The organism is Paraburkholderia terrae (assembly GCF_002902925.1).
GTDB lineage: Bacteria > Pseudomonadota > Gammaproteobacteria > Burkholderiales > Burkholderiaceae > Paraburkholderia > Paraburkholderia terrae.
Genome location: NZ_CP026112.1, coordinates 2,915,072 through 2,932,913, shown reverse-complemented (window position 1 = coordinate 2,932,913; position 17,842 = coordinate 2,915,072). Strand labels below are relative to the sequence as shown.

At 63.1% G+C, this 17,842-nt stretch carries 16 protein-coding genes; 5 read left to right on the top strand and 11 right to left on the bottom strand.

Features of this window, described 5'->3' with window-relative positions:
• Positions 1–67 precede the first annotated feature (67 nt).
• Genes C2L65_RS29410 through araH form a run of 3 tightly spaced genes read left to right on the top strand, consistent with a single transcriptional unit; the run spans position 68 to position 3,722 of the window.
• A complete protein-coding gene (locus C2L65_RS29410; RefSeq protein ID WP_035998961.1) occupies positions 68–1,072 on the top strand; it encodes an arabinose ABC transporter substrate-binding protein in 1,005 nt (334 codons plus the stop codon).
• Between the two features lie 13 nt (positions 1,073–1,085).
• Positions 1,086–2,657 carry an L-arabinose ABC transporter ATP-binding protein AraG gene (gene araG / locus C2L65_RS29405; RefSeq protein WP_042304457.1) on the top strand — a complete coding sequence of 524 codons (1,572 nt, stop codon included), beginning with the start codon at positions 1,086–1,088 and terminating at the stop codon, positions 2,655–2,657.
• 48 nt (positions 2,658–2,705) lie between these two features.
• On the top strand, positions 2,706–3,722 hold the full coding sequence (gene araH, locus C2L65_RS29400; protein ID WP_042304458.1) for an L-arabinose ABC transporter permease AraH: 1,017 nt from the start codon (positions 2,706–2,708) through the stop codon (positions 3,720–3,722).
• A 44-nt stretch (positions 3,723–3,766) separates the two neighbouring features.
• Here the strand turns inward: araH and C2L65_RS29395 are convergent, their stop codons facing one another.
• The 11 genes from C2L65_RS29395 to C2L65_RS29345 all read right to left on the bottom strand — a co-directional run bounded on the left by C2L65_RS29395 (position 3,767) and on the right by C2L65_RS29345 (position 15,753).
• On the bottom strand, positions 3,767–4,591 hold the full coding sequence (locus C2L65_RS29395; RefSeq protein ID WP_042304459.1) for a M55 family metallopeptidase: 825 nt from the start codon (positions 4,589–4,591) through the stop codon (positions 3,767–3,769).
• Positions 4,588–5,658: a DmpA family aminopeptidase gene (locus C2L65_RS29390; protein ID WP_042304460.1), complete on the bottom strand. Its 1,071-nt coding sequence runs from the start codon at positions 5,656–5,658 to the stop codon at positions 4,588–4,590. Before C2L65_RS29390 ends, C2L65_RS29395 begins: the two co-directional genes overlap by 4 nt.
• Positions 5,655–6,560: a glutathione ABC transporter permease GsiD gene (gene gsiD, locus C2L65_RS29385; RefSeq protein ID WP_042304461.1), complete on the bottom strand. Its 906-nt coding sequence runs from the start codon at positions 6,558–6,560 to the stop codon at positions 5,655–5,657. The genes C2L65_RS29390 and gsiD overlap by 4 nt, the downstream gene beginning before the upstream one ends.
• 7 nt (positions 6,561–6,567) lie before the next feature.
• Positions 6,568–7,488: a glutathione ABC transporter permease GsiC gene (gsiC, locus tag C2L65_RS29380; RefSeq protein ID WP_042304462.1), complete on the bottom strand. Its 921-nt coding sequence runs from the start codon at positions 7,486–7,488 to the stop codon at positions 6,568–6,570.
• A gap of 91 nt (positions 7,489–7,579) precedes the next feature.
• Complete coding sequence (gene gsiB / locus C2L65_RS29375) at positions 7,580–9,142, bottom strand: glutathione ABC transporter substrate-binding protein GsiB (protein WP_042304463.1); 1,563 nt, start codon at positions 9,140–9,142, stop codon at positions 7,580–7,582.
• 99 nt (positions 9,143–9,241) lie between these two features.
• Positions 9,242–11,155, bottom strand: a complete 1,914-nt coding sequence (locus C2L65_RS29370) for a dipeptide ABC transporter ATP-binding protein (RefSeq protein ID WP_042304464.1) — start codon at positions 11,153–11,155, stop codon at positions 9,242–9,244.
• A gap of 35 nt (positions 11,156–11,190) precedes the next feature.
• Positions 11,191–12,186: an isoaspartyl peptidase/L-asparaginase family protein gene (locus C2L65_RS29365; protein ID WP_042304465.1), complete on the bottom strand. Its 996-nt coding sequence runs from the start codon at positions 12,184–12,186 to the stop codon at positions 11,191–11,193.
• A complete protein-coding gene (locus tag C2L65_RS29360; RefSeq protein WP_042304466.1) occupies positions 12,183–13,136 on the bottom strand; it encodes a MurR/RpiR family transcriptional regulator in 954 nt (317 codons plus the stop codon). The genes C2L65_RS29365 and C2L65_RS29360 overlap by 4 nt, the downstream gene beginning before the upstream one ends.
• Positions 13,137–13,452: 316 nt before the next feature.
• A complete protein-coding gene (gene tssJ / locus C2L65_RS29355) occupies positions 13,453–14,115 on the bottom strand; it encodes a type VI secretion system lipoprotein TssJ (protein ID WP_042304467.1) in 663 nt (220 codons plus the stop codon).
• Positions 14,116–14,146: 31 nt separating this feature from the next.
• A complete protein-coding gene (gene tssG, locus C2L65_RS29350; RefSeq protein WP_081920715.1) occupies positions 14,147–15,223 on the bottom strand; it encodes a type VI secretion system baseplate subunit TssG in 1,077 nt (358 codons plus the stop codon).
• Positions 15,220–15,753: a type VI secretion system baseplate subunit TssF gene (locus tag C2L65_RS29345; RefSeq protein WP_233446566.1), complete on the bottom strand. Its 534-nt coding sequence runs from the start codon at positions 15,751–15,753 to the stop codon at positions 15,220–15,222. The genes tssG and C2L65_RS29345 overlap by 4 nt, the downstream gene beginning before the upstream one ends.
• A gap of 19 nt (positions 15,754–15,772) precedes the next feature.
• On the opposite strand from C2L65_RS29345, the gene C2L65_RS29340 reads away from it, so the two are divergent.
• Positions 15,773–17,311 (top strand): OmpA family protein, encoded by a 1,539-nt coding sequence (locus C2L65_RS29340; protein ID WP_233446565.1) that lies wholly within the window; start codon positions 15,773–15,775, stop codon positions 17,309–17,311.
• Between the two features lie 12 nt (positions 17,312–17,323).
• Positions 17,324–17,809, top strand: a complete 486-nt coding sequence (locus C2L65_RS29335; RefSeq protein WP_042304470.1) for an Hcp family type VI secretion system effector — start codon at positions 17,324–17,326, stop codon at positions 17,807–17,809.
• The last annotated feature ends 33 nt before the right edge of the window (positions 17,810–17,842 follow it).

Sequence of the window (17,842 nt, the reverse complement as noted above, 5' to 3'; positions counted from 1 at the left end):
TCCCGTTAGACCTGTTAAGCGCTGATTCGAACAACCACAAGCAACGACCTGATCCAAGGAGACAAGCATGACCCGTAAGCTTAGACGCCTCACTTTGTCCGCGATGGCCGCCGCGCTGTTGGCCGCGCCGTTCGCCGTGCAGATGACCGCACACGCGGATACGCCGCTGAAAATCGGCGTGCTCGTGAAAATGCCGGAGCAGGCATGGTTCATCAACGAGCAGAAAGCGGCGGCGGCTTTGGGCCAGAAGGAAGGCTTCTCGGTCGTGAACATCGGCGCGCCCGATGGCGAGAAAGTGCTCGCCGCGATCGACAACCTCGGCGCACAAGGCGCGCAGGGCTTCGTGATCTGCCCGCCCGACGTACGTCTCGGACCGGCGATTCAGGCGCGCGCCAAGCGCTACAACATGAAGTTCGTGACGGTGGACGATCAACTGGTCGACTCGACGGGCAAGCCGCTCGCGAACGTGCCGCATCTGGGCATGTCGGCATTCAAGATCGGCAATCAGGTTGGCACGGCGATCACCGACGAAATGAAGAAGCGCGGCTGGAAGCCGGAGGAAGTGGGCGCGATCCGCATCACCGACTACGAGTTGCCGACGGCCAAGCTGCGCACCGACGGCGCAACCGAATCGCTGCTCGCCAACGGCTTCAAGAAGGACAACATCTTCGACGCGCCGCAAAAGACCACCGACGACGAAGGCGGCTTCAACGCAGCGTCGCCCGTGCTGTCGAAGCACCCGAACATCAAGAAGTGGGTGATCTTTGCGCTGAACGAGGAGAGCGTGCTGGGCGGCGTGCGCGCCACCGAGCAACTGCACATTCCCGGTTCGGACGTGATCGGCGTGGGCATCAACGGCGCGGGCGAAGCGTTCGCCGAGTTCCAGAAGAAGGAACCGACGGGCTTCTACGGCACGATCGCCGTCAGCTCGACGAACCACGGCAAGCAGAGCACGCAGAACCTCGTCGACTGGATCAAGTCGGGCAAGCAGCCGCCTGCTGACACGCAGACCACGGGCAAGCTGATGACGCGCGAGAACTGGAAGGACGTGCGGACGGAACTCGGAATCTGATGCAGTAGAACGGATGCAAAACACGATGAACGCGAATGACGCCGCCAGCGCCACTAATGCCACTTACGTTGCTCCCTCGGAACAGCCGTTGACGGCGTCCGCCACGCATCTCCAGCTCGACGGCATCACCGTCGCGTTTCCAGGCGTGGTGGCGCTCGACAACGTGTCGTTCGACGTACGCGGAGGCGAAGTACACGGCCTGATGGGCGAGAACGGCGCGGGCAAGTCGACGCTGCTGAAGGTGCTGTCGGGCGTGAACCAGACGCAGGCGGGCGCATTGCGCCTCGCGGGCGTCGAACACAAGTTCACGACGACGAAGGCCGCGATCGAGGCGGGCATCGCGATCATCTATCAGGAACTGCATCTTGTGCCCGAGCTGACGGTCGCTGAGAACCTGATGCTCGGGCAGTTGCCGAACCGCTTCGGCGTGCTCGACGAGAAAGCGCTCGTAAAACGCGCGATGACGGAGCTGGAGCGGCTGGGCGAATCGATCGATCCGAATACGCAGGTGAAGAGCCTGTCGATCGGTCAGCGGCAGATGATCGAAATCGGCAAGGCGCTGATGCGCGATGCGCGCGCGATCGCCTTCGACGAACCGACCAGTTCGCTGTCCGCGCGCGAGACGGAACGGCTCTTCAAGATCATCAATGCATTGCGCGCGCAGGGGCGCGCAGTGATTTATGTCACGCACCGGATGGACGAGGTCTACGAACTGTGCGACCGCGTCACCGTGTTTCGTGACGGCCGCCGGATCGAGACCTTCGATTCCGTTGCGGACCTGGATCGCGACCGGCTCATCAGCTGTATGGTGGGCCGCTCGATTCGCGATGTGTATGGATATCGTCCGCGTACGGCGGGCGAGGTACAGCTTGAAGCGAAGCAGTTGATGGGGCCGGGGCTTTCCGCTCCGGTCTCCTTCACTGCGCGCAAGGGCGAGATTGTCGGCTTCTTCGGGCTCGTGGGCGCGGGGCGCTCCGAGTTGATGAAGCTGCTCTATGGCGCGACGCGGCCGGCAAGCGGCCATGTCGAACTGAACGGCAAGCGTGTGTCGTTTGCAACGCCGCGCGACGCGGTGCGCGCAGGTATCGCGCTGTGCCCAGAAGACCGCAAGCAGGAAGGCATCGTTGCGATTGCTTCCGTGGCCGACAACCTGAACATCAGCGCGCGCCGGCATTTTAGCCCGTTGAGCTTTCTGCTGAACGGCAAGCGCGAACGCGACCTGACGCGCGAATACATCGACAAGCTGTCGATCAAGACGCGCAACACGGAAACCGTGATTGGCACGTTGTCGGGCGGCAACCAGCAGAAAGTGATCCTGTCGCGCTGGCTCGCGGAACGCATCGACGTGTTTCTGCTCGACGAACCGACGCGCGGCATCGACGTCGGCGCGCGCGCGGAAATCTACGATCTGCTGTACGACCTCGCGGAAGCGGGGCGCACGGTGATCGTCGTATCGAGCGATCTCGCGGAAGTGATCGGCATTGCGGACCGCGTGCTGGTGATGAAGGAAGGGCGCATCGTCGGCGATCTGCCGAAAGCGCAGGCCACGCCCGATCAACTGATCAAACTCGCTTTGCCGCAGTAATGCAGCGCGCGCAACAACGCACCACGTAGACCACGGAACTGGAAGACCATGCAAACACCGAGCACACGTCCGGCGACCGAGCCGGCAGCCAATCACGCCGCATCGCCCGGCGCGGCCGCGCACGCGGCGCGCACGTGGGACCTGATCAACAAGTCGGGCATCGTGATGGTGTTCGTCATTCTGTTCGCGGTGCTGTCGTTTGCGGTGCCCGACTTTCTGACGACCCGCAACATGCAGGGTCTGTTGCTCTCGGTCACGCTGATCGGCTCGATCTCCGTGACGATGATGTTCGTGCTGGCGCTCGGCGAAGTGGATTTGTCGGTGGCGTCGATTGTCGCGTTTTCGGGCGTGGTGGCATCGACGCTGATTACGGCGACGCATAGTGTGATGCTCGGCGTCGCTGCGGGCGTGCTGGCGGGCGGCGCGGTCGGGATGGTGAACGGCGTGCTGATTGCGCGCTACAAGATCAATTCGCTGATCGTCACGCTCGCGATGATGGAAGTGGTGCGCGGTCTCGCGTTCATCACGTCGAACGGCGATGCGGTGATGATCTCGGAAGAGAGCTTCTTCGATCTCGGCGGCGGCTCGTTCCTCGGTATTTCGTTTCCGATCTGGAGCAACATCGTCGGCTTTGTGCTGTTCGGCTTTTTGCTGCGCAAGACGGTGTTCGGCAAGAACGTGCTGGCGGTCGGCGGCAATAGCGAGGCTGCGTTGCTGGCGGGTCTGCCGGTTACGCGTATCAAGATCACGGTGTTCGTGCTGCAAGGGCTGGTGACGGGTTTCGCGGGTGTGATGCTCGCGTCGCGGATGAGTCTCGGCGATCCGAAGACGTCGGTGGGTCTGGAACTCGGTGTGATTTCGGCTTGCGTGCTGGGTGGCGTGTCGCTGACGGGTGGTGTCGCGACGATTTCGGGCGTGCTGGTCGGCGTGCTGATTATGGGCTCGGTGCAGGACGCGATGAGTTTGTTGAATGTGCCGACGTTTTATCAGTATCTGATTCGCGGTGGGATTCTGCTGCTGGCAGTGCTGTTCGATCAGTTCCGGCGGAGCAAGCGGCGGGTTTGAGGTTGCCGCTTACTCAAGAGGTTGCGCTGATCCGGAAAGACAGGTCAGCGCAACATGAACGACATCGCCGACAGGCAATTCAGCGTGCGCACCGCATGCTCGACTGACGGTGTCGAAAAGCGCAACGTTACGCCGTCCACGCGTTCCAGTGACGGCATCTGCGCAAACAGATCGGCGAGCGCGGTAGTTTGCACGCGCAGTTCGATATGGACGGGTTCAGGCTTAAGGCGTTGCCCAACGGCTCGTCCTTCAAACTTCGCGACAACGTCGCGTGCTGATTCTTTGATCGCGGTGCATGCACGATCCGGAGTTTGGGTCACACCGCTTCCAAAACCTGTCGCGTTCTTGGTGACCACGAAGGTTGCGTCCGGAAACATGGGCTGCGTCTCTTCGGCGAACACATCGTCGCCCGAAAGCAGTACAACGCTCGCGCCGTACTCGCGAGCCAATGCTCCATAGATCCCGGCTTCTCCCACATCGCGTCCGTTCATCGTTACGCGCGTAAAGGCAAAGCTGTTGATCGTATGCGCGAGAATGCCGCGACTTTGCGCCATCGCGTGATAGCCGATCATGAACACGAGTTGCGGCCCGTATTCGAGGCCCGCCATCATGCCGAGCGTGCGCGGCTTGCCGAGTATCACATTGGCGCGTGCGTCGAGCATGTCGGGCAACAGATTGCGAAAGCCGCCGTGCGAGTCGTTGACCCAGACGTCCGTTGCGCCGCCCGCGAATGCGCCTTCGATAGCAGCGCTTGCTTCGAGCGTCATCCAGCGGCGCGCGCGTTCATATTCGCCATTGCCCGCGCGCGTCTGCTCCGAATTCACAACGCCTGCCACGCCTTCGATATCGACGGATATCAGTACTTTCATGCTGTGTGCCGTTTCAACAGTTGTTCGAGATCGGGTGCCGCTTCAAGCAGCGAAAGACGCGTGTGTGCGTCGCGCCCCGTGACCGAGGTGGCTGACCACAATGCATCGATGATTGCCTGTTCGACGCTATCCGCGCATGCGTGAAACAGTGGGTCGAGACGCGCGTCACTGAGCAGCGGTGGCGTTGCGACGAAGTCGCCTTCATGCGGAACAGTCCACGCCGTCGAGAACGCGAGCGCGATATCGCCGCTGCCATGTCCGTAAACCGAACCGGTGCGTGCGAGACCCGCGGCGGCGCGCATCGACAGGCGCTTGAGCTGGCGCGAATCGAGAGGCGCATCGGTGGCGACGATCATGATGATCGAGCCTTGCTCGGGTTTTGTTGCCGTTGCCGTCGTGGCCGACTGCTTACGTCGATGCAGTTCGCGCCCAAGCGGCACGCCATCGATAGTCAACATCGGCAGTCGCCCGAAGTTCGCGAGTACCAACGCACCGACAGTGAAGTCTTTGCCTGCCACGTTCACCACGCGCGAGGCCGAGCCGATACCGCCTTTCAGATCGAAGCTCGACATGCCGCGACCTGCGCCGACGGAGCCACGTTGGAACCCGGATGCCGCCGCATCGAACGCTGCGACGTAGTGCTTGTCTTCAACGGCAAGCGCCTGAATATCGTTCAGGTAACCGTCGTTACATTCGAACACAAGCGGATTGACGGTCGACCAATCGCGTCCAATCTGCGGATTGCTGGCAATGGCGGAGCGAATCTGCGCCTGCGCGACAGCCGCGACACCGAACGTATTGGTCAACGCAATCTGCGTTTCGAGCACACCGAGTTCTTCGACCTGCACGAGTCCGATGCTCTTGCCGAAGCCGTTTATCACGCTCGTAGCAGCGGGCACCTTGTGACGATACGGATCATCACGATGGGCACGAACCACGGTCACGCCCGTCTGTATCGGGCCATCAGCGAGCGTGCAATGCCCAACCGTCACGCCGGGCACATCGGCAATCGTGCCCAACGCGCCTGCGGGCAACACGCCGACATGCGGCATCGAAAGCACATTCATGGCCGGTCCAGCTTCGGATCGAGCGCGTCGCGCAAGCCGTCGCCGAGCAGGTTGAACGCGAGCACGGTCAGGAAGATAGCGAGGCTCGGAAAGAGAGCGATATGCGGCGCCGTCACCATATCGGCGCGTGCTTCGTTAAGCATCGCGCCCCACTCGGGCGTCGGCGGCTGCGCGCCCAGGCCGAGAAACGACAGGCTCGCCGCCGTGATGATCGACGTGCCGATGCGCATCGTCAGATACACGACCACCGACGAAATCGTGCCCGGCAAAATGTGCCGCATGATGATGGTCCAGTCCGACGCGCCGATGCTGCGCGCCGCTTCGATATACGTCAGTTGCTTGAGCATCAGCGTGTTGCCGCGCACGAGCCGCGCGAACGCCGGAATGCTGAACACGGCGACGGCTGCGATCACGTTGATCATGCCGTTGCCGAGAATCGCGACGATGCCGATGGCGAGCAGAATGCCGGGGAACGCGAACAGCACGTCGGCGACGCGCATCGTGATGCGGTCCCACCAGCCTTCGTAATAGCCCGCGAGCAAACCGAAGAGCGTGCCGATAATCGCACCGATCGCCACCGACATGAAACCCGCCGCAAGCGAAATGCGCGTACCCGCGACGATGCGGCTGAAGATATCGCGGCCCAGCGAATCGACGCCGAACCAGTGCGCAGCCGATGGCCCAGCATTTAGCGCGTCGTAGTCGAAATAGTTTTCGGGGTCGAACGGAACGATATGTGGGCCCACAATCGATACGACGATGAGCAGCAACACGAACACACCCGCCGCGAGGGCGACATGCTGCTTGCGGAACTTGCGCCAGAACTCGCTCCATGGCGTGCGGATCGCGGGTTCTTCGTGGGTAGAAGAGACGGCGCGGGTGTTGTCGGCGGTCGTGCTCATGCGGGCCTCACTTGAAACGGATGGTCGGATTGATGACGGCGTACAGCACGTCGACGACCAGATTGATGACGATGAATTCCAGCGAGAACAGCAGCACTTCAGCCTGAATCACGGGGTAATCGCGCATCGCGACGGCGTCCACCAGCAGGCGTCCCATGCCCGGCCAGTTGAACACCACTTCGACGACGATCGAGCCGCCGAGCAGAAAACCGAACTGCAAACCCATCATCGTGACGACGGGAATCATCGCGTTGCGCAGGCAGTGCTTGATGACGACCCATTGCTCGGCGACGCCTTTCGCGCGCGCAGTACGCACGAAGTCCTCGTTCAGCACCTCGACGAACGATGCCCGCGTGAAGCGCGCCATCACGGCGGCGACAGCCGCGCCGAGCGTGATGGACGGCAGCACGTAGCTGCGCCACGAGCCATCGCCGACAATCGGCAGCCAGCCGAGCTTCACCGAGAACACTTCCATCAGCAGCATGCCGAGCGCGAATGCGGGAAACGAGATACCCGACACCGCGATCGTCATGCCGAGCCGGTCGGGCCACTTGTTGCGCCACACGGCCGACACGATGCCGATCGTCATGCCGAAGATCACCGCCCACACCATGCTGACGAGCGTGAGCATCAGCGTCGGCATGAAGCGTTCGCCGATCTCCGCGGAGACGGCGCGCTTGCTGCGCGTCGAGATACCGAAGTCGCCATGCGCGGTGCGCATGAAGAAGTTCACGAACTGCGTTGGCATCGGCTTGTCGAGGCCGAGATCGGCGCGCACGAGCGCGACGGTTGCATCGTCGGCTTCGGGGCCGGCTGCGAGCCGCGCGGGGTCGCCGGGCAGCATGTGTACGAACAGGAACACGAGGCCAGCGACGATCACGAGCGTCGGCAGCAGGCCCAGCAGACGTTTGACGAGAAAATTCAGCATGAGAGCGATCCGCCATCGAAAAGCATGTGCTGCATGAAGCGAACGCGCTGGCCTCTGCGCATGAACATCGAGACCAGCGCTGTGCGAGCGATTACTTCAGCGCGATTTCATCGAAGTTGAACGAGCCGTCCGGCGCGACGTACGCACCCGCAAGCCGCTTGCTGCGCGCGTACACGACCTTCTCCTTGACGAGGAAGAGCCACGGCGCGTCGGCCCAGATGCGCTTTTGCGCGTCGCCATAGAGCGCGGCCTTCTGCGTGCGGTCCGTGGTTTCGAGCGCCTTGGTGAGATCGCTGTCGACGGTATCGTTCTTGTAGTACGCGGTGTTCACGAGCTTCGGCGGAATCGACGACGACGCGAGCAGCGGCGTGATGCCCCAGTCCGCTTCGCCCGTCGAGGACGACCAGCCGATGTAGTACATGCGCACGGGCGCCGTCGCCGGGTCTTGCGCGCTTTCGACCTTCGCAACGCGCTGGCCCGCTTCGAGCGCTTCGACGCTCGCCTTCACGCCCACTTGCGCCAGTTGCTGCTGCACGAACTGAATCGCTTTCTGCGAAGTCGAGTTGTTGTACGCCGACCAGAGGGTGGTCTCGAAGCCGTTCGGATAGCCTGCTTCTTTTAGCAGCGCGCGTGCTTTCGCGGGATCGTACGGCCAGGGGCCGAGCTTCGTCGCGTAATCGACGCCTTCGGGAATCACGCCATCGGCGGGCACGGCGTAACCCGAGAACGCGACCTTCGCGAGCGCTTCCTTGTTGATCGCGTAGTTCAGCGCTTCGCGCACCTTCGGGTTGTCGAACGGCTTCTTCGTCGTGTTCAGGCTGACGTAGCGGTTGATGATCGACGGCGTGGCGATGATGTCGACTTTCGGTTCCGATTGCAGCGCGGCGGCCTGCTCGAACGGAATGCGGAACGCGAAGTCCGCTTCGCCCGTGCGCACGAGCGCGGCGCGCGTGTTGTTGTCGACCACCGGCTTCCAGTCGATCTCGTCGATCTTCGGATAGCCCTTCTTCCAGTAACCGTCGAACTTCTTCACGGTCAGATCGCCCGCCGGGTCCCACTTCACGAGTTCGAACGGGCCCGTGCCGACCGGGTGAAACGCGAGATCCTTGCCATACTTTTTCATCGCGGCTGGCGAGATCATCACAGCCGACGGATGCGCGAGCACGTTGATGAACGCCGAGAACGGCGCCTTCAGCGTGACCTTCACCGTGTACGGATCGACCACTTCCGTCTTCTCGATGCGGCTGAACATGTTGTAGCGCTTCAGCTTGTTCGCCGGGTCCGTGACGCGGTCGAACGTCGCTTTCACGGCGGCTGCGTTGAAGTCGGTGCCGTCCTGGAACTTCACGCCCTGGCGCAGCTTGAACGTGTAGACGCGTGCATCGGGGCTCGCCTCGTAGCTCGTCGCGAGCACGTTGACCAGCTTCATGTCCTTGTCGAAGCCGAACAGACCTTGATAGAACGACTTCGATACGGCTTGCGAAAGGGTGTCGTTGGCGTCGTACGGGTCGAGCGTCGTGAACGTCGAATCGACGGCCATCACGGCCGTCGTTGCCGCGTGCGCGGCGCCCGACGCGAGCATCGCAAAGACCAGCGCGCCGCTCGTCACGAGCGAACGCAGGCGCAACGGTTGAGAGAAGAGAAGCGTAGTCATCGTTTCAGAACTCCACTGAGCGAGGGAACTGCCTGTTGTTATGCCGCTGGTCTGCGCGGCTAAGGGGTTGTTGCCGGTAATGCGTGATGTGCCACATTGCTAATAAGTGCCGCCAATCCGATGCGCGGCCACGAAATGATCCGGGCCCACGGCGACGAGCGGCGCGACGACGGGCTCGTTGTCGAGCGCGCGAATCGGGCTGGGTAATTCGTCGGCGGCGAGCATGCGCTTCGCGTGGCGGCGTGCAGGATCGGCGACGGGCACGGCGCCCATCAGCTTCTTCGTGTACGGATGCTGCGGCGACTCGAACACCGCGCGACGCGGTCCGATCTCGACGATCTGGCCGAGATACATCACCGCGACGCGATGACTGATGCGCTCGACGACGGCCATGTCGTGCGAGATGAACAGATACGCCACACCCAACTCGCGCTGCAGATCCAGCATCAGATTGACGATCTGCGCCTGCACGGAGACGTCGAGCGCCGACACTGATTCGTCCGCGATCACGACTTTCGGATTGAGCGCGAGCGCACGCGCAATCGCGATGCGCTGACGCTGGCCGCCGGAGAATTCATGCGGATAGCGGCGCGCGGCGTCGGCGGGCAGGCCGACCTTGTCGAGCAGCCACGCGACGCGTTCCTGCGCTTCCTTACCGCTCGCGACGTTGTGTACGAGCAGCGGCTCCATGATCGAGAAGCCGACCGTCAGGCGCGGATTGAGCGACGCGAACGGGTCCTGGAAGATGAACTGGATATCGCGGCGCAAAGCCTGCAGCGAAGGACCGGTGAGCGAACTGATGTCCTTGCCGTCGAACTCGATGCTGCCGCTCTGGCTTTCGACGAGCCTCAACAGCGAGCGCCCCGTCGTCGATTTGCCGCAACCGGATTCGCCGACTAGCGCGAGCGTTTCGCCCGCATGCAGATCGAAGCTGACGCGCTCGACGGCATGCACGCGGCCTGTGAGCTTGCCGAACAGACCGCTGCGCACAGGGAAACGCGTGACGAGATCGCGCACGCGGAGAATTGGCTGTGCCTGGTTCGATGCTTCCGATGTCGTCTTGTCTTCGGGAAGCGGCTGCTGTGCATGTTCGCCGTCGAGCTTGAGCAACGAAAACTTCGCGGGCGCGTCAGTGCCCTGCATCGAGCCGAGCTTTGGCACGGCCGCGAGCAGCGCTTTCGTATAAGGATGCGTGGGCGCCGCGAACAGTGTCGCCGACTCGCCTTCTTCGACCTTGTCGCCGCGATACATCACCAGCACGCGATCCGCCACTTCCGCGACGACGCCCATGTCGTGCGTGATGAAGATCACGCCCATGTTCATCTCGTCCTGCAGGCCGCGTATCAGTTGCAGGATCTGCGCCTGGATCGTCACGTCGAGCGCGGTGGTCGGCTCGTCGGCGATCAGCAGAGACGGCTTGCACGACAGCGCCATCGCGATCATCACCCGCTGCCGCATGCCGCCCGACAACTGATGCGGATAGCGCGCGGCCACGCGGCGCGCTTCGGGAATGCGCACGAGATCGAGCAGACGCAGCGTTTCAGCATGCGCCTGACTGCGGCTCATGTTCTGATGAAGCGCGATCGCTTCGCCAATCTGATCGCCGACCGTGAAGACGGGATTGAGCGACGTCATCGGTTCCTGGAAGATCATCGCGATGTCCGCGCCGCGAACGGAACGCATGGTGGATTGAGTTGCCCTCGCAAGGTCGAGCACGTTGCCGTTGTGCCGGCGAAACGCGATGCTGCCGTTTGCGATGCTTCCGCCGCCATGTTCGACGAGGCGCATCAAAGCGAGCGACGTCACCGATTTGCCCGAGCCCGATTCACCGACGATGGCGAGCGTTTCGCCGCGATCGACGGTGAGCGACAGGTCGCGCACCGCGTTGAACGTGGTCTCGCCGCGACGGAACGCGACCGTGAGGCGATCGATATCGACGACACGTTGCGGCGGCAGGTTGTCGAGCGGGCGTGGCTGGTTCGGCGTGTTCGGCACGATGATGTCTCCCGGCATCTGAAACAGGGGATTTGCGTAAGCGTGGCGGCGGGCTAGCGATAGATTGCCGTGACAGGCGTTTCGCCGACGCGCGCATAGCCGCGATACATGCCTTCGGTGTTGAAGGGCAGTACGACGTTGCCGTGCGCGTCGACGGCGATCAGGCCGCCTCGTCCGTCGATGCGCGGCAAGCGGTTCATCACGACATCGTTTGCCGCCTCTTCGAGCGAGACGCCGCGATAGGCCATTTGCGCAGCGACGTCGTAGGCGGCGACCATTCGCATGAACATTTCGCCCGAGCCCGTGGTCGAGACGGCGCAGGTTGCGTCGTCGGCATAGCAGCCCGCGCCGATCAGAGGCGCATCGCCGACACGGCCCAACTGCTTGTTCGTGATGCCGCCCGTCGAGGTCGCGGCCGCGACGTGGCCGTACAGATCGACTGCGACTGCGCCGACCGTGCCGAACTTTTTGTTCGGATCGATGGGCTCGTGAGGCAGCGCTTCTTTGTTTGCGGACGATGCTTCTTCGGCGGCAAGCGCTGCGCCGTCATGGTCGAGCATCGCGCGCTGCTGTTCGCGCGCAAGTTGCCACTGGCGATAGCGCGCGTCCGTGTGGAAGTACGACGGATCGACGAACTCCAGACCTTGCGCCTGTGCGAACGCTTCGGCGCCTTCGGCCGTGAACATCACGTGCTCGCTGTACTCGAGCACGTGGCGCGCCGCGACGATGGGGTTGCGAACTCGCTTCACGCACGACACCGCGCCTGCTTCGAGCGTGCGGCCGTCCATGATCGACGCATCGAGTTCGTGCGTGCCCGCCGACGTGAAAACCGAACCGTGCCCCGCGTTGAACAGCGGACAGTCTTCGAGCAGCCGCACGGCTTGCGTGACGGCGTCGAGCGCGCTGCCGCCGTCGGCGAGCACGCGTTGCGCGGCGACGAGCACGGCGCTCAATTCGGCGTGATAGCGGGCTTCCGCATCGGAGGCCATCGACGCGCGCACGATCGTGCCCGCGCCGCCATGAATCGCGATTACTGCCTTGGTGGTCATTGCTTCTTCTTTGCCTGTTTAGGAGTGGGCCGCGTGGCGGTCTTCGAATGGGCGGACAGCGTGGATGTGTCGGTGAGCCACGGCAACACGAACTCGGTCATGTTGGCGGCGGCCTGCGCGGAGCGCTTTGCGCGGAACGCGACGGCGTCGCACAGCGCTTCGATCACGGCGAGCACGGTCGCTTCCGATGTCGCGGCGAGACGCCGCTCGGCGCGGATGAAGAGCGAGCGAGTGGCGAGCGTGGCGAGCGGCGACGTCGGGCCGTCCGTCAACGCGAGTACGTCTGCGCCGAGGCTGGCGGCGCGGCGCGCGAGCTCGATCGTGTCGTCGACATAGCGAGGAAACGCGATGGCGATCACCAGATCGCCCTTGCCCGCATTGAACAGGCGGCGCGCCGCGTGCGTCGGTCCGCCGATCAACGCGAGCGACTGCACGTTGTCGTGATACGGCAGCAGGTTGTGCTCCATCAGGCTCGCGAGAAACGCGCTCGCGCCGGAGCCGAGGATGAACACGCGCCGTGCGGCGATGATCGCGTCGACGGCGGCTTCGGCGGCTGTGCCGTCGATCGTGCTGCGCGTCGTGCCGAGATTGGTGGCGGCCTGTTCGAGCGACGCGCTGAACAGTTCGTCGCCGTTGGTCTGCGATTCCTGCGCGGTGCGGAGGCGCTCGACAGGGGCGAGCGTCGCTTCGAAGCCGCGCACCAGCGCCTCGCGAAACGCCGGATAGCCGTCGAAGCCGAGCGCGCGCGCAAAGCGGTTCGCCGTCGCGATGGACGCGCCGACGGCCGTGGCCAGTTCGTCGATGCGCATGGTCGCGGCGCGGAACTGGTTGGCCAGCACGAACTCGCCCATGCGCCGGTGGACAGGCGTGAGGATCGGCATCGCGGCCGTGATGCGGGCGGCGATGGCGGGCTCGGCGGCGGTGGGTGGGTTCTGACGGTGGCGGGACATGGGTGTCGGAGTGGATCTGTCGGGCTGGCTGGAATGAAAGTGAATTTACATGAAATTCGTCTTGTGAAAATATTTTTTCGCTCAGACGGGGGTTTGTACGGAGGGAGAGGTGCTGAGTGCGTTCGCTGCGCCCGTCGATCGTCGACAGGCAATCGTTCAGATCTGGCTTGGGAATGGCGCAGTACCGCGTGTGCGGCGATGGGACAAAAGAAGTGCTGCGCAACGACAGCGTGGGAAGCGGCATCGCCGATAGGCAATGCCGCGTTGTGGACAGATTGCGTGACGGCGCGCGCGTGCGCCGTTGGTCGATGCGCGCTTAGCTTTCGCCAGGTTGAATTGCTGCGATCGCCCCCGTCGTGATCGATGCAGCGGCTTTCGCTTTCTGAGTTGCAGCAGCCGGTGCGCTGGCGGCATTAGGCGAGCTCTGCTGTGGCGCGTCGTGCTTCACCGGCTCCGGCTTCGCATCCACGAGTTCCATCACATTGCCGCGCACGACGATCTTCACGGGATCGGTCTTCTTCCACTGCTTTTTCGGCACCAGCAGCTTCCACGTCGAATCGCGGTCGGGGTTGCGAAAGAATGCGACAACCCCTACGTATTGGGCATCTTCTTTCATCGGCTCGTTGATGCTCGCGCTGGCGTTGGGGCGCAGCACGACGTCCCGGGTTGCCAGCAGATCGGCCTTCAGCGCGTCCAGATCGTTGGTCTGCAATTGCGCGTACTCGAGTTGCTGGAAGTTCTGCGCATCCTTCAACTGGTACAGCCGCACGACCGTCGACAGCGATTGCCCGGCGGCATTCTCGTTCAGTGAAGCGCGGCTGACGAGATCGACGCTCATGGTCTTGACCTGAGTCGTGAAAACCCATTTCGCGGCATCCACCGTGTTATCGGACACCGCCTGAGTGAGTCCGCATCCTGCCAGTGTCAGCGCAGTCAACAGCAATGCGCTCATGCCCGGCGCGTTTATTTTCCTGTTCATGTTTTCGACTTCGTTTGAGGTTTTCTGTCGGTCAATGCATCGGCGGGCGATCGCCGCTGCTGCCCGTCCATACGCCCAATTGCACGCGCGTGCGCCCGCCGTTGCGGCTTGACATGCCCGCGCCGGCCAGCCGCGTCGTGAAGCCGAGCCGCACTTCATCCGCGCTGAGCTTCTGTGGCGGCATCAGGTCGGGAGCGACCAGCATTTCGAGATTCGCTTGCGCTTCGTAGCCAAGGTAAAAGCGCAGCAACGTCATCACCTCGCGATGCGCGGTGTGACCAGGCAGCAGCGCAAGCACGGATTCGCGCGTGTTCGGTGTGAGCACGATGCGCACGCTGTTGCTCCTGTCGTAGAAGCCGCGGCCGAGCAGACAGGACTCGCCTAGCGCCGCCCGTTGATCGCAGTCCGTGCTGACCCAAACGGGATGAAATTCTTCGACGTCGACATCCGTATCGGGCACCGCGTGCCGAAGCACGCCCGCAAGCCCTTCGGCCGTGCGCGTCTTCTGACCTGCGAGACCGAGCATCGATAGCAGCTTGCGCGTGCCGACCGCGCGCGCTATGTCAGGCGTGCCGAAACCAAGTCCGGCGTAGCTGAGCAGGTAGCGCGAAACCTCGTCGGTGCCGTCTTTTCTGAAGCCGGCCGGATAACGATACTTGCGCCATACGCGGTAATACTGCGTGACAACGCGGTGATGGAAGAGATCCAGAAACGCGGCCAGCGGTTCCGCGCCTTCGCGGTTCTGCGCGACCTCGTCGGCGAAGTACGACGGCATGCGCGCATCGACGCCATAGAGACCAAGAAAGGTCGTCACGATAGCCGGCGGCTTCAACAGATCGTCAAGGTCGCTTTCGATCGCATCGATCTCACGACGCGGAAACCCCAGGCGGGCGCGCGAACGAAAGCGGACCGGTTCGTCGGTGGGCGAATCCGTTGTGCCAATGGGCGGGCGATCCGGCGCGGCCAGTTCGATGAGCTGGCAGAAGCGGAAGAAGTTCATCTGCGTCGCGTGATCGAGCAGCGCAGGCAGCAGCGGGCGCTCGGCCTTGATCGCGTCGATGGCGTCGTTATGAGCGGATCGCGAAAGCGTGGAATGCAGGCCGTTCAAAACGGTGCTCCTTCACTCTTGGTGTCGGGCCATTCGATACGGCGACCCGTGGGTTGCGAGACGATCACGAGCTTCGTATAAAGGTTGAGCGACGCGTACAGCCCGAGGAACCGGTTCAACATGCCGCCGAACAGTTGGAGATCGCCGTCGCCCGCAAAGCGGCCGCTGTCGATCGTCACGATAATCTCGACGCCGCGTTGCACACCGCCGCGCATCAGTTTCTGCACGAGCCGATGCTGGACATCGGTGATGGCGTCGATGCGCCGACGGTTCAACTCGCCGTCCGTCCAGTCGTAGAGCGCAAGACTGCCGCGCAGGATTTCAGCGTTCAGCAGCGACAGGTAGTTCGGTGCGAGATGCGACAGCACGCGCCACTGGAAGCGGTCGCCCGTCGGCGGATATCCCTGGCGGTTCGCCTTCGTCTGGGTTGCGCTCCTCGCGTTGACGTGGCTGGCATTGTTCTCACCGTTGACACGCGGCTGGAACGGGGCGTGCGCCGCGTTCGTGTTGCTGGCGGCATTGGTTTGCATCGCGACCGCAACCCGCCGCATGCGGGCACGGCGCGCATCGACACAGCACGTCCTGCGCTCCATCGATGCAGCGCTCGCATCATTGCCCGCGGATCTCAAGCGCAATACGCCGCTCGTGCTGACGATTGGCGAACCGGGCAGCGTGCTTTCGCGTGTCTTCGACAAAAGCGCCGTCATCGTCACGGATACGGCGATATGGGTGCGTCACGATGACCCGTCGAAGCTGATGCACCTCGCGGATGCCTTGAAGCGCTGGCGCGGCGGCCAAGGTCCCGACGCCGTCGCCTGGCTGATGACGTCCGACGACCCGGCTAGCGCCGTCGCCCTGCAGGCGACGCTCAAGCGTTGGCGAGTCGCGATCAACGAAGCGAGCCGCGCGCTCGGATACAGGTTGCCGATATGCATCGCGATGTACGCGACGGAAACCCGCGACAGGCCGCTTGATTGCCTCTGGTTCGGCGTTTCCGCTCCGGCTCCGTTGGACTTGCCCGCGACGGCCGGGCAGCTTTCGGTGCTGCTTGGCGCATTTGCCGAAAGGGCGATGCCGGAGGACCGCCAGTCGCGAGCGTTCACTGCGACACAACTGGACGCCCTCGCACGTTGGGCTTTCGAAACCGTTTTGCCACCGTTGCTGGATACGCAGCGCGGCCTGCAGGCGTTGACGCTGAACGCTTTCGGCGTGACGGCTGTAGCTGGCCCGATGCTTCCCGATTCGCTGTACAGACAGTTCGTCGCCGCAACGACGGCGCTCGATCTGCCTGCCGCTGCAGGCATCACGCAGCGTTATCCATTGCCGATGCCGCTGATTCGTGGCATTGCGCCACAGCCGGTTCGTCGTGCGTTGCCCGTCGCGCTCGCTCATGCGGTTGCGTGGCTTTCCGTATGGTTCTGCGCGGCGGCGGCGGCTTCCGCGTGGCAGAACCGCGCGCTCGTTTCCGGGGTGCTGGCTCATATGGCGCGCTATGAGGCCATACCGCCGGCACAGGACGCCGCGCGCGTGGACGCGCTCACGGCGCTCAAGCGCGATCGCGACCGGCTCGAGCACTATGCGAGCGCAGGCGTGCCGCCGCGGCTCGGCCTCGGGTTGTATCGCGGCGCGCCGTTGCTGCCCGTCGTCAATCGACTGATTGCCGGCTATCAGCCGCCTGCCGCCGCGCCGTCGACGATCGAACTCGACAGCATGTCGCTCTTCGACAGCGGCAGTTCGAAGCTCAAGTCCGGCTCAAACCGTGCGTTGATCGGTGCGCTCGAAATGATCAAGGCGCACCCGGACAAGCGGGTTTTGATTGCCGGCCACACCGATTCCGTCGGTAGCGTGGGCAGCAACCTGGCGTTGTCCGAGGCCCGGGCCGCTGCCGTCCGCGACTGGCTCGCGGATGCGTCCGGCCTGTCCGTCACGCGCTTTGCGATACAGGGTTACGGCGACACGCGTCCCAAAGCGTCGAATGACGGTGAGACAGGACGCGCGGCGAACAGGCGCGTCGAGATCACGCTAGTACCCGACTGCCGTGTCGATCGCGGCGATGGTTTTACCCATGGCCATCCGGCCTGCTCATAAGGAGAAGAAGAAATGGCAATTCCCGCATATATGTGGCTCAAGGATGATGGCGGCGCCGACATCAAGGGCTCGGTCACCGTTCACGATCGCGAAGGCAGCGTGGAAGTGGTCCAGTTCGATCACGGCATCCACATTCCGACCGACGGCAACACCGGCAAGCTGACGGGCACCCGCGTGCATGCTCCGATTACCTTCACGAAGGAAACGGACGCGTCGACGCCGTACCTGTACAAGGCGGTGACCAGCGGGCAGACCCTGAAGTCGGTCGAGATCAAGTGGTACAAGATCGACGACGCCGGCAAGGAAAAGGAATACTTCAACACCAAGCTCGACAACGTGAAGGTCGTGGCCGTGCGTCCGAAGATGCTCGACATCAAGATCCCCGAATTCGAGAAGCACAACCATCTCGAAGAAATTGAACTGCGCTACGAAAAGATCACGTGGTCGTACAAGGATGGCAACATCATCCACGGCGATACGTGGAACGAGCGTTCGTAAGCGTTCGTAAGCGTTCGAGCATGACGGTCCTGT

What these genes read in the sequence shown, in the direction of transcription:
- C2L65_RS29410 (WP_035998961.1), top strand. Translation starts at nt 68, where the DNA reads ATGACCCGTAAGCTTAGACGCCTCACTTTGTCCGCGATGGCCGCCGCG.
- araG (WP_042304457.1), top strand. Translation starts at nt 1,086, where the DNA reads ATGCAAAACACGATGAACGCGAATGACGCCGCCAGCGCCACTAATGCC.
- araH (WP_042304458.1), top strand. Translation starts at nt 2,706, where the DNA reads ATGCAAACACCGAGCACACGTCCGGCGACCGAGCCGGCAGCCAATCAC.
- C2L65_RS29395 (WP_042304459.1), bottom strand. Translation starts at nt 4,591, where the DNA reads ATGAAAGTACTGATATCCGTCGATATCGAAGGCGTGGCAGGCGTTGTG.
- C2L65_RS29390 (WP_042304460.1), bottom strand. Translation starts at nt 5,658, where the DNA reads ATGAATGTGCTTTCGATGCCGCATGTCGGCGTGTTGCCCGCAGGCGCG.
- gsiD (WP_042304461.1), bottom strand. Translation starts at nt 6,560, where the DNA reads ATGAGCACGACCGCCGACAACACCCGCGCCGTCTCTTCTACCCACGAA.
- gsiC (WP_042304462.1), bottom strand. Translation starts at nt 7,488, where the DNA reads ATGCTGAATTTTCTCGTCAAACGTCTGCTGGGCCTGCTGCCGACGCTC.
- gsiB (WP_042304463.1), bottom strand. Translation starts at nt 9,142, where the DNA reads ATGACTACGCTTCTCTTCTCTCAACCGTTGCGCCTGCGTTCGCTCGTG.
- C2L65_RS29370 (WP_042304464.1), bottom strand. Translation starts at nt 11,155, where the DNA reads ATGCCGGGAGACATCATCGTGCCGAACACGCCGAACCAGCCACGCCCG.
- C2L65_RS29365 (WP_042304465.1), bottom strand. Translation starts at nt 12,186, where the DNA reads ATGACCACCAAGGCAGTAATCGCGATTCATGGCGGCGCGGGCACGATC.
- C2L65_RS29360 (WP_042304466.1), bottom strand. Translation starts at nt 13,136, where the DNA reads ATGTCCCGCCACCGTCAGAACCCACCCACCGCCGCCGAGCCCGCCATC.
- tssJ (WP_042304467.1), bottom strand. Translation starts at nt 14,115, where the DNA reads ATGAACAGGAAAATAAACGCGCCGGGCATGAGCGCATTGCTGTTGACT.
- C2L65_RS29345 (WP_233446566.1), bottom strand. Translation starts at nt 15,753, where the DNA reads ATGCAAACCAATGCCGCCAGCAACACGAACGCGGCGCACGCCCCGTTC.
- C2L65_RS29340 (WP_233446565.1), top strand. Translation starts at nt 15,773, where the DNA reads ATGCGGGCACGGCGCGCATCGACACAGCACGTCCTGCGCTCCATCGAT.
- C2L65_RS29335 (WP_042304470.1), top strand. Translation starts at nt 17,324, where the DNA reads ATGGCAATTCCCGCATATATGTGGCTCAAGGATGATGGCGGCGCCGAC.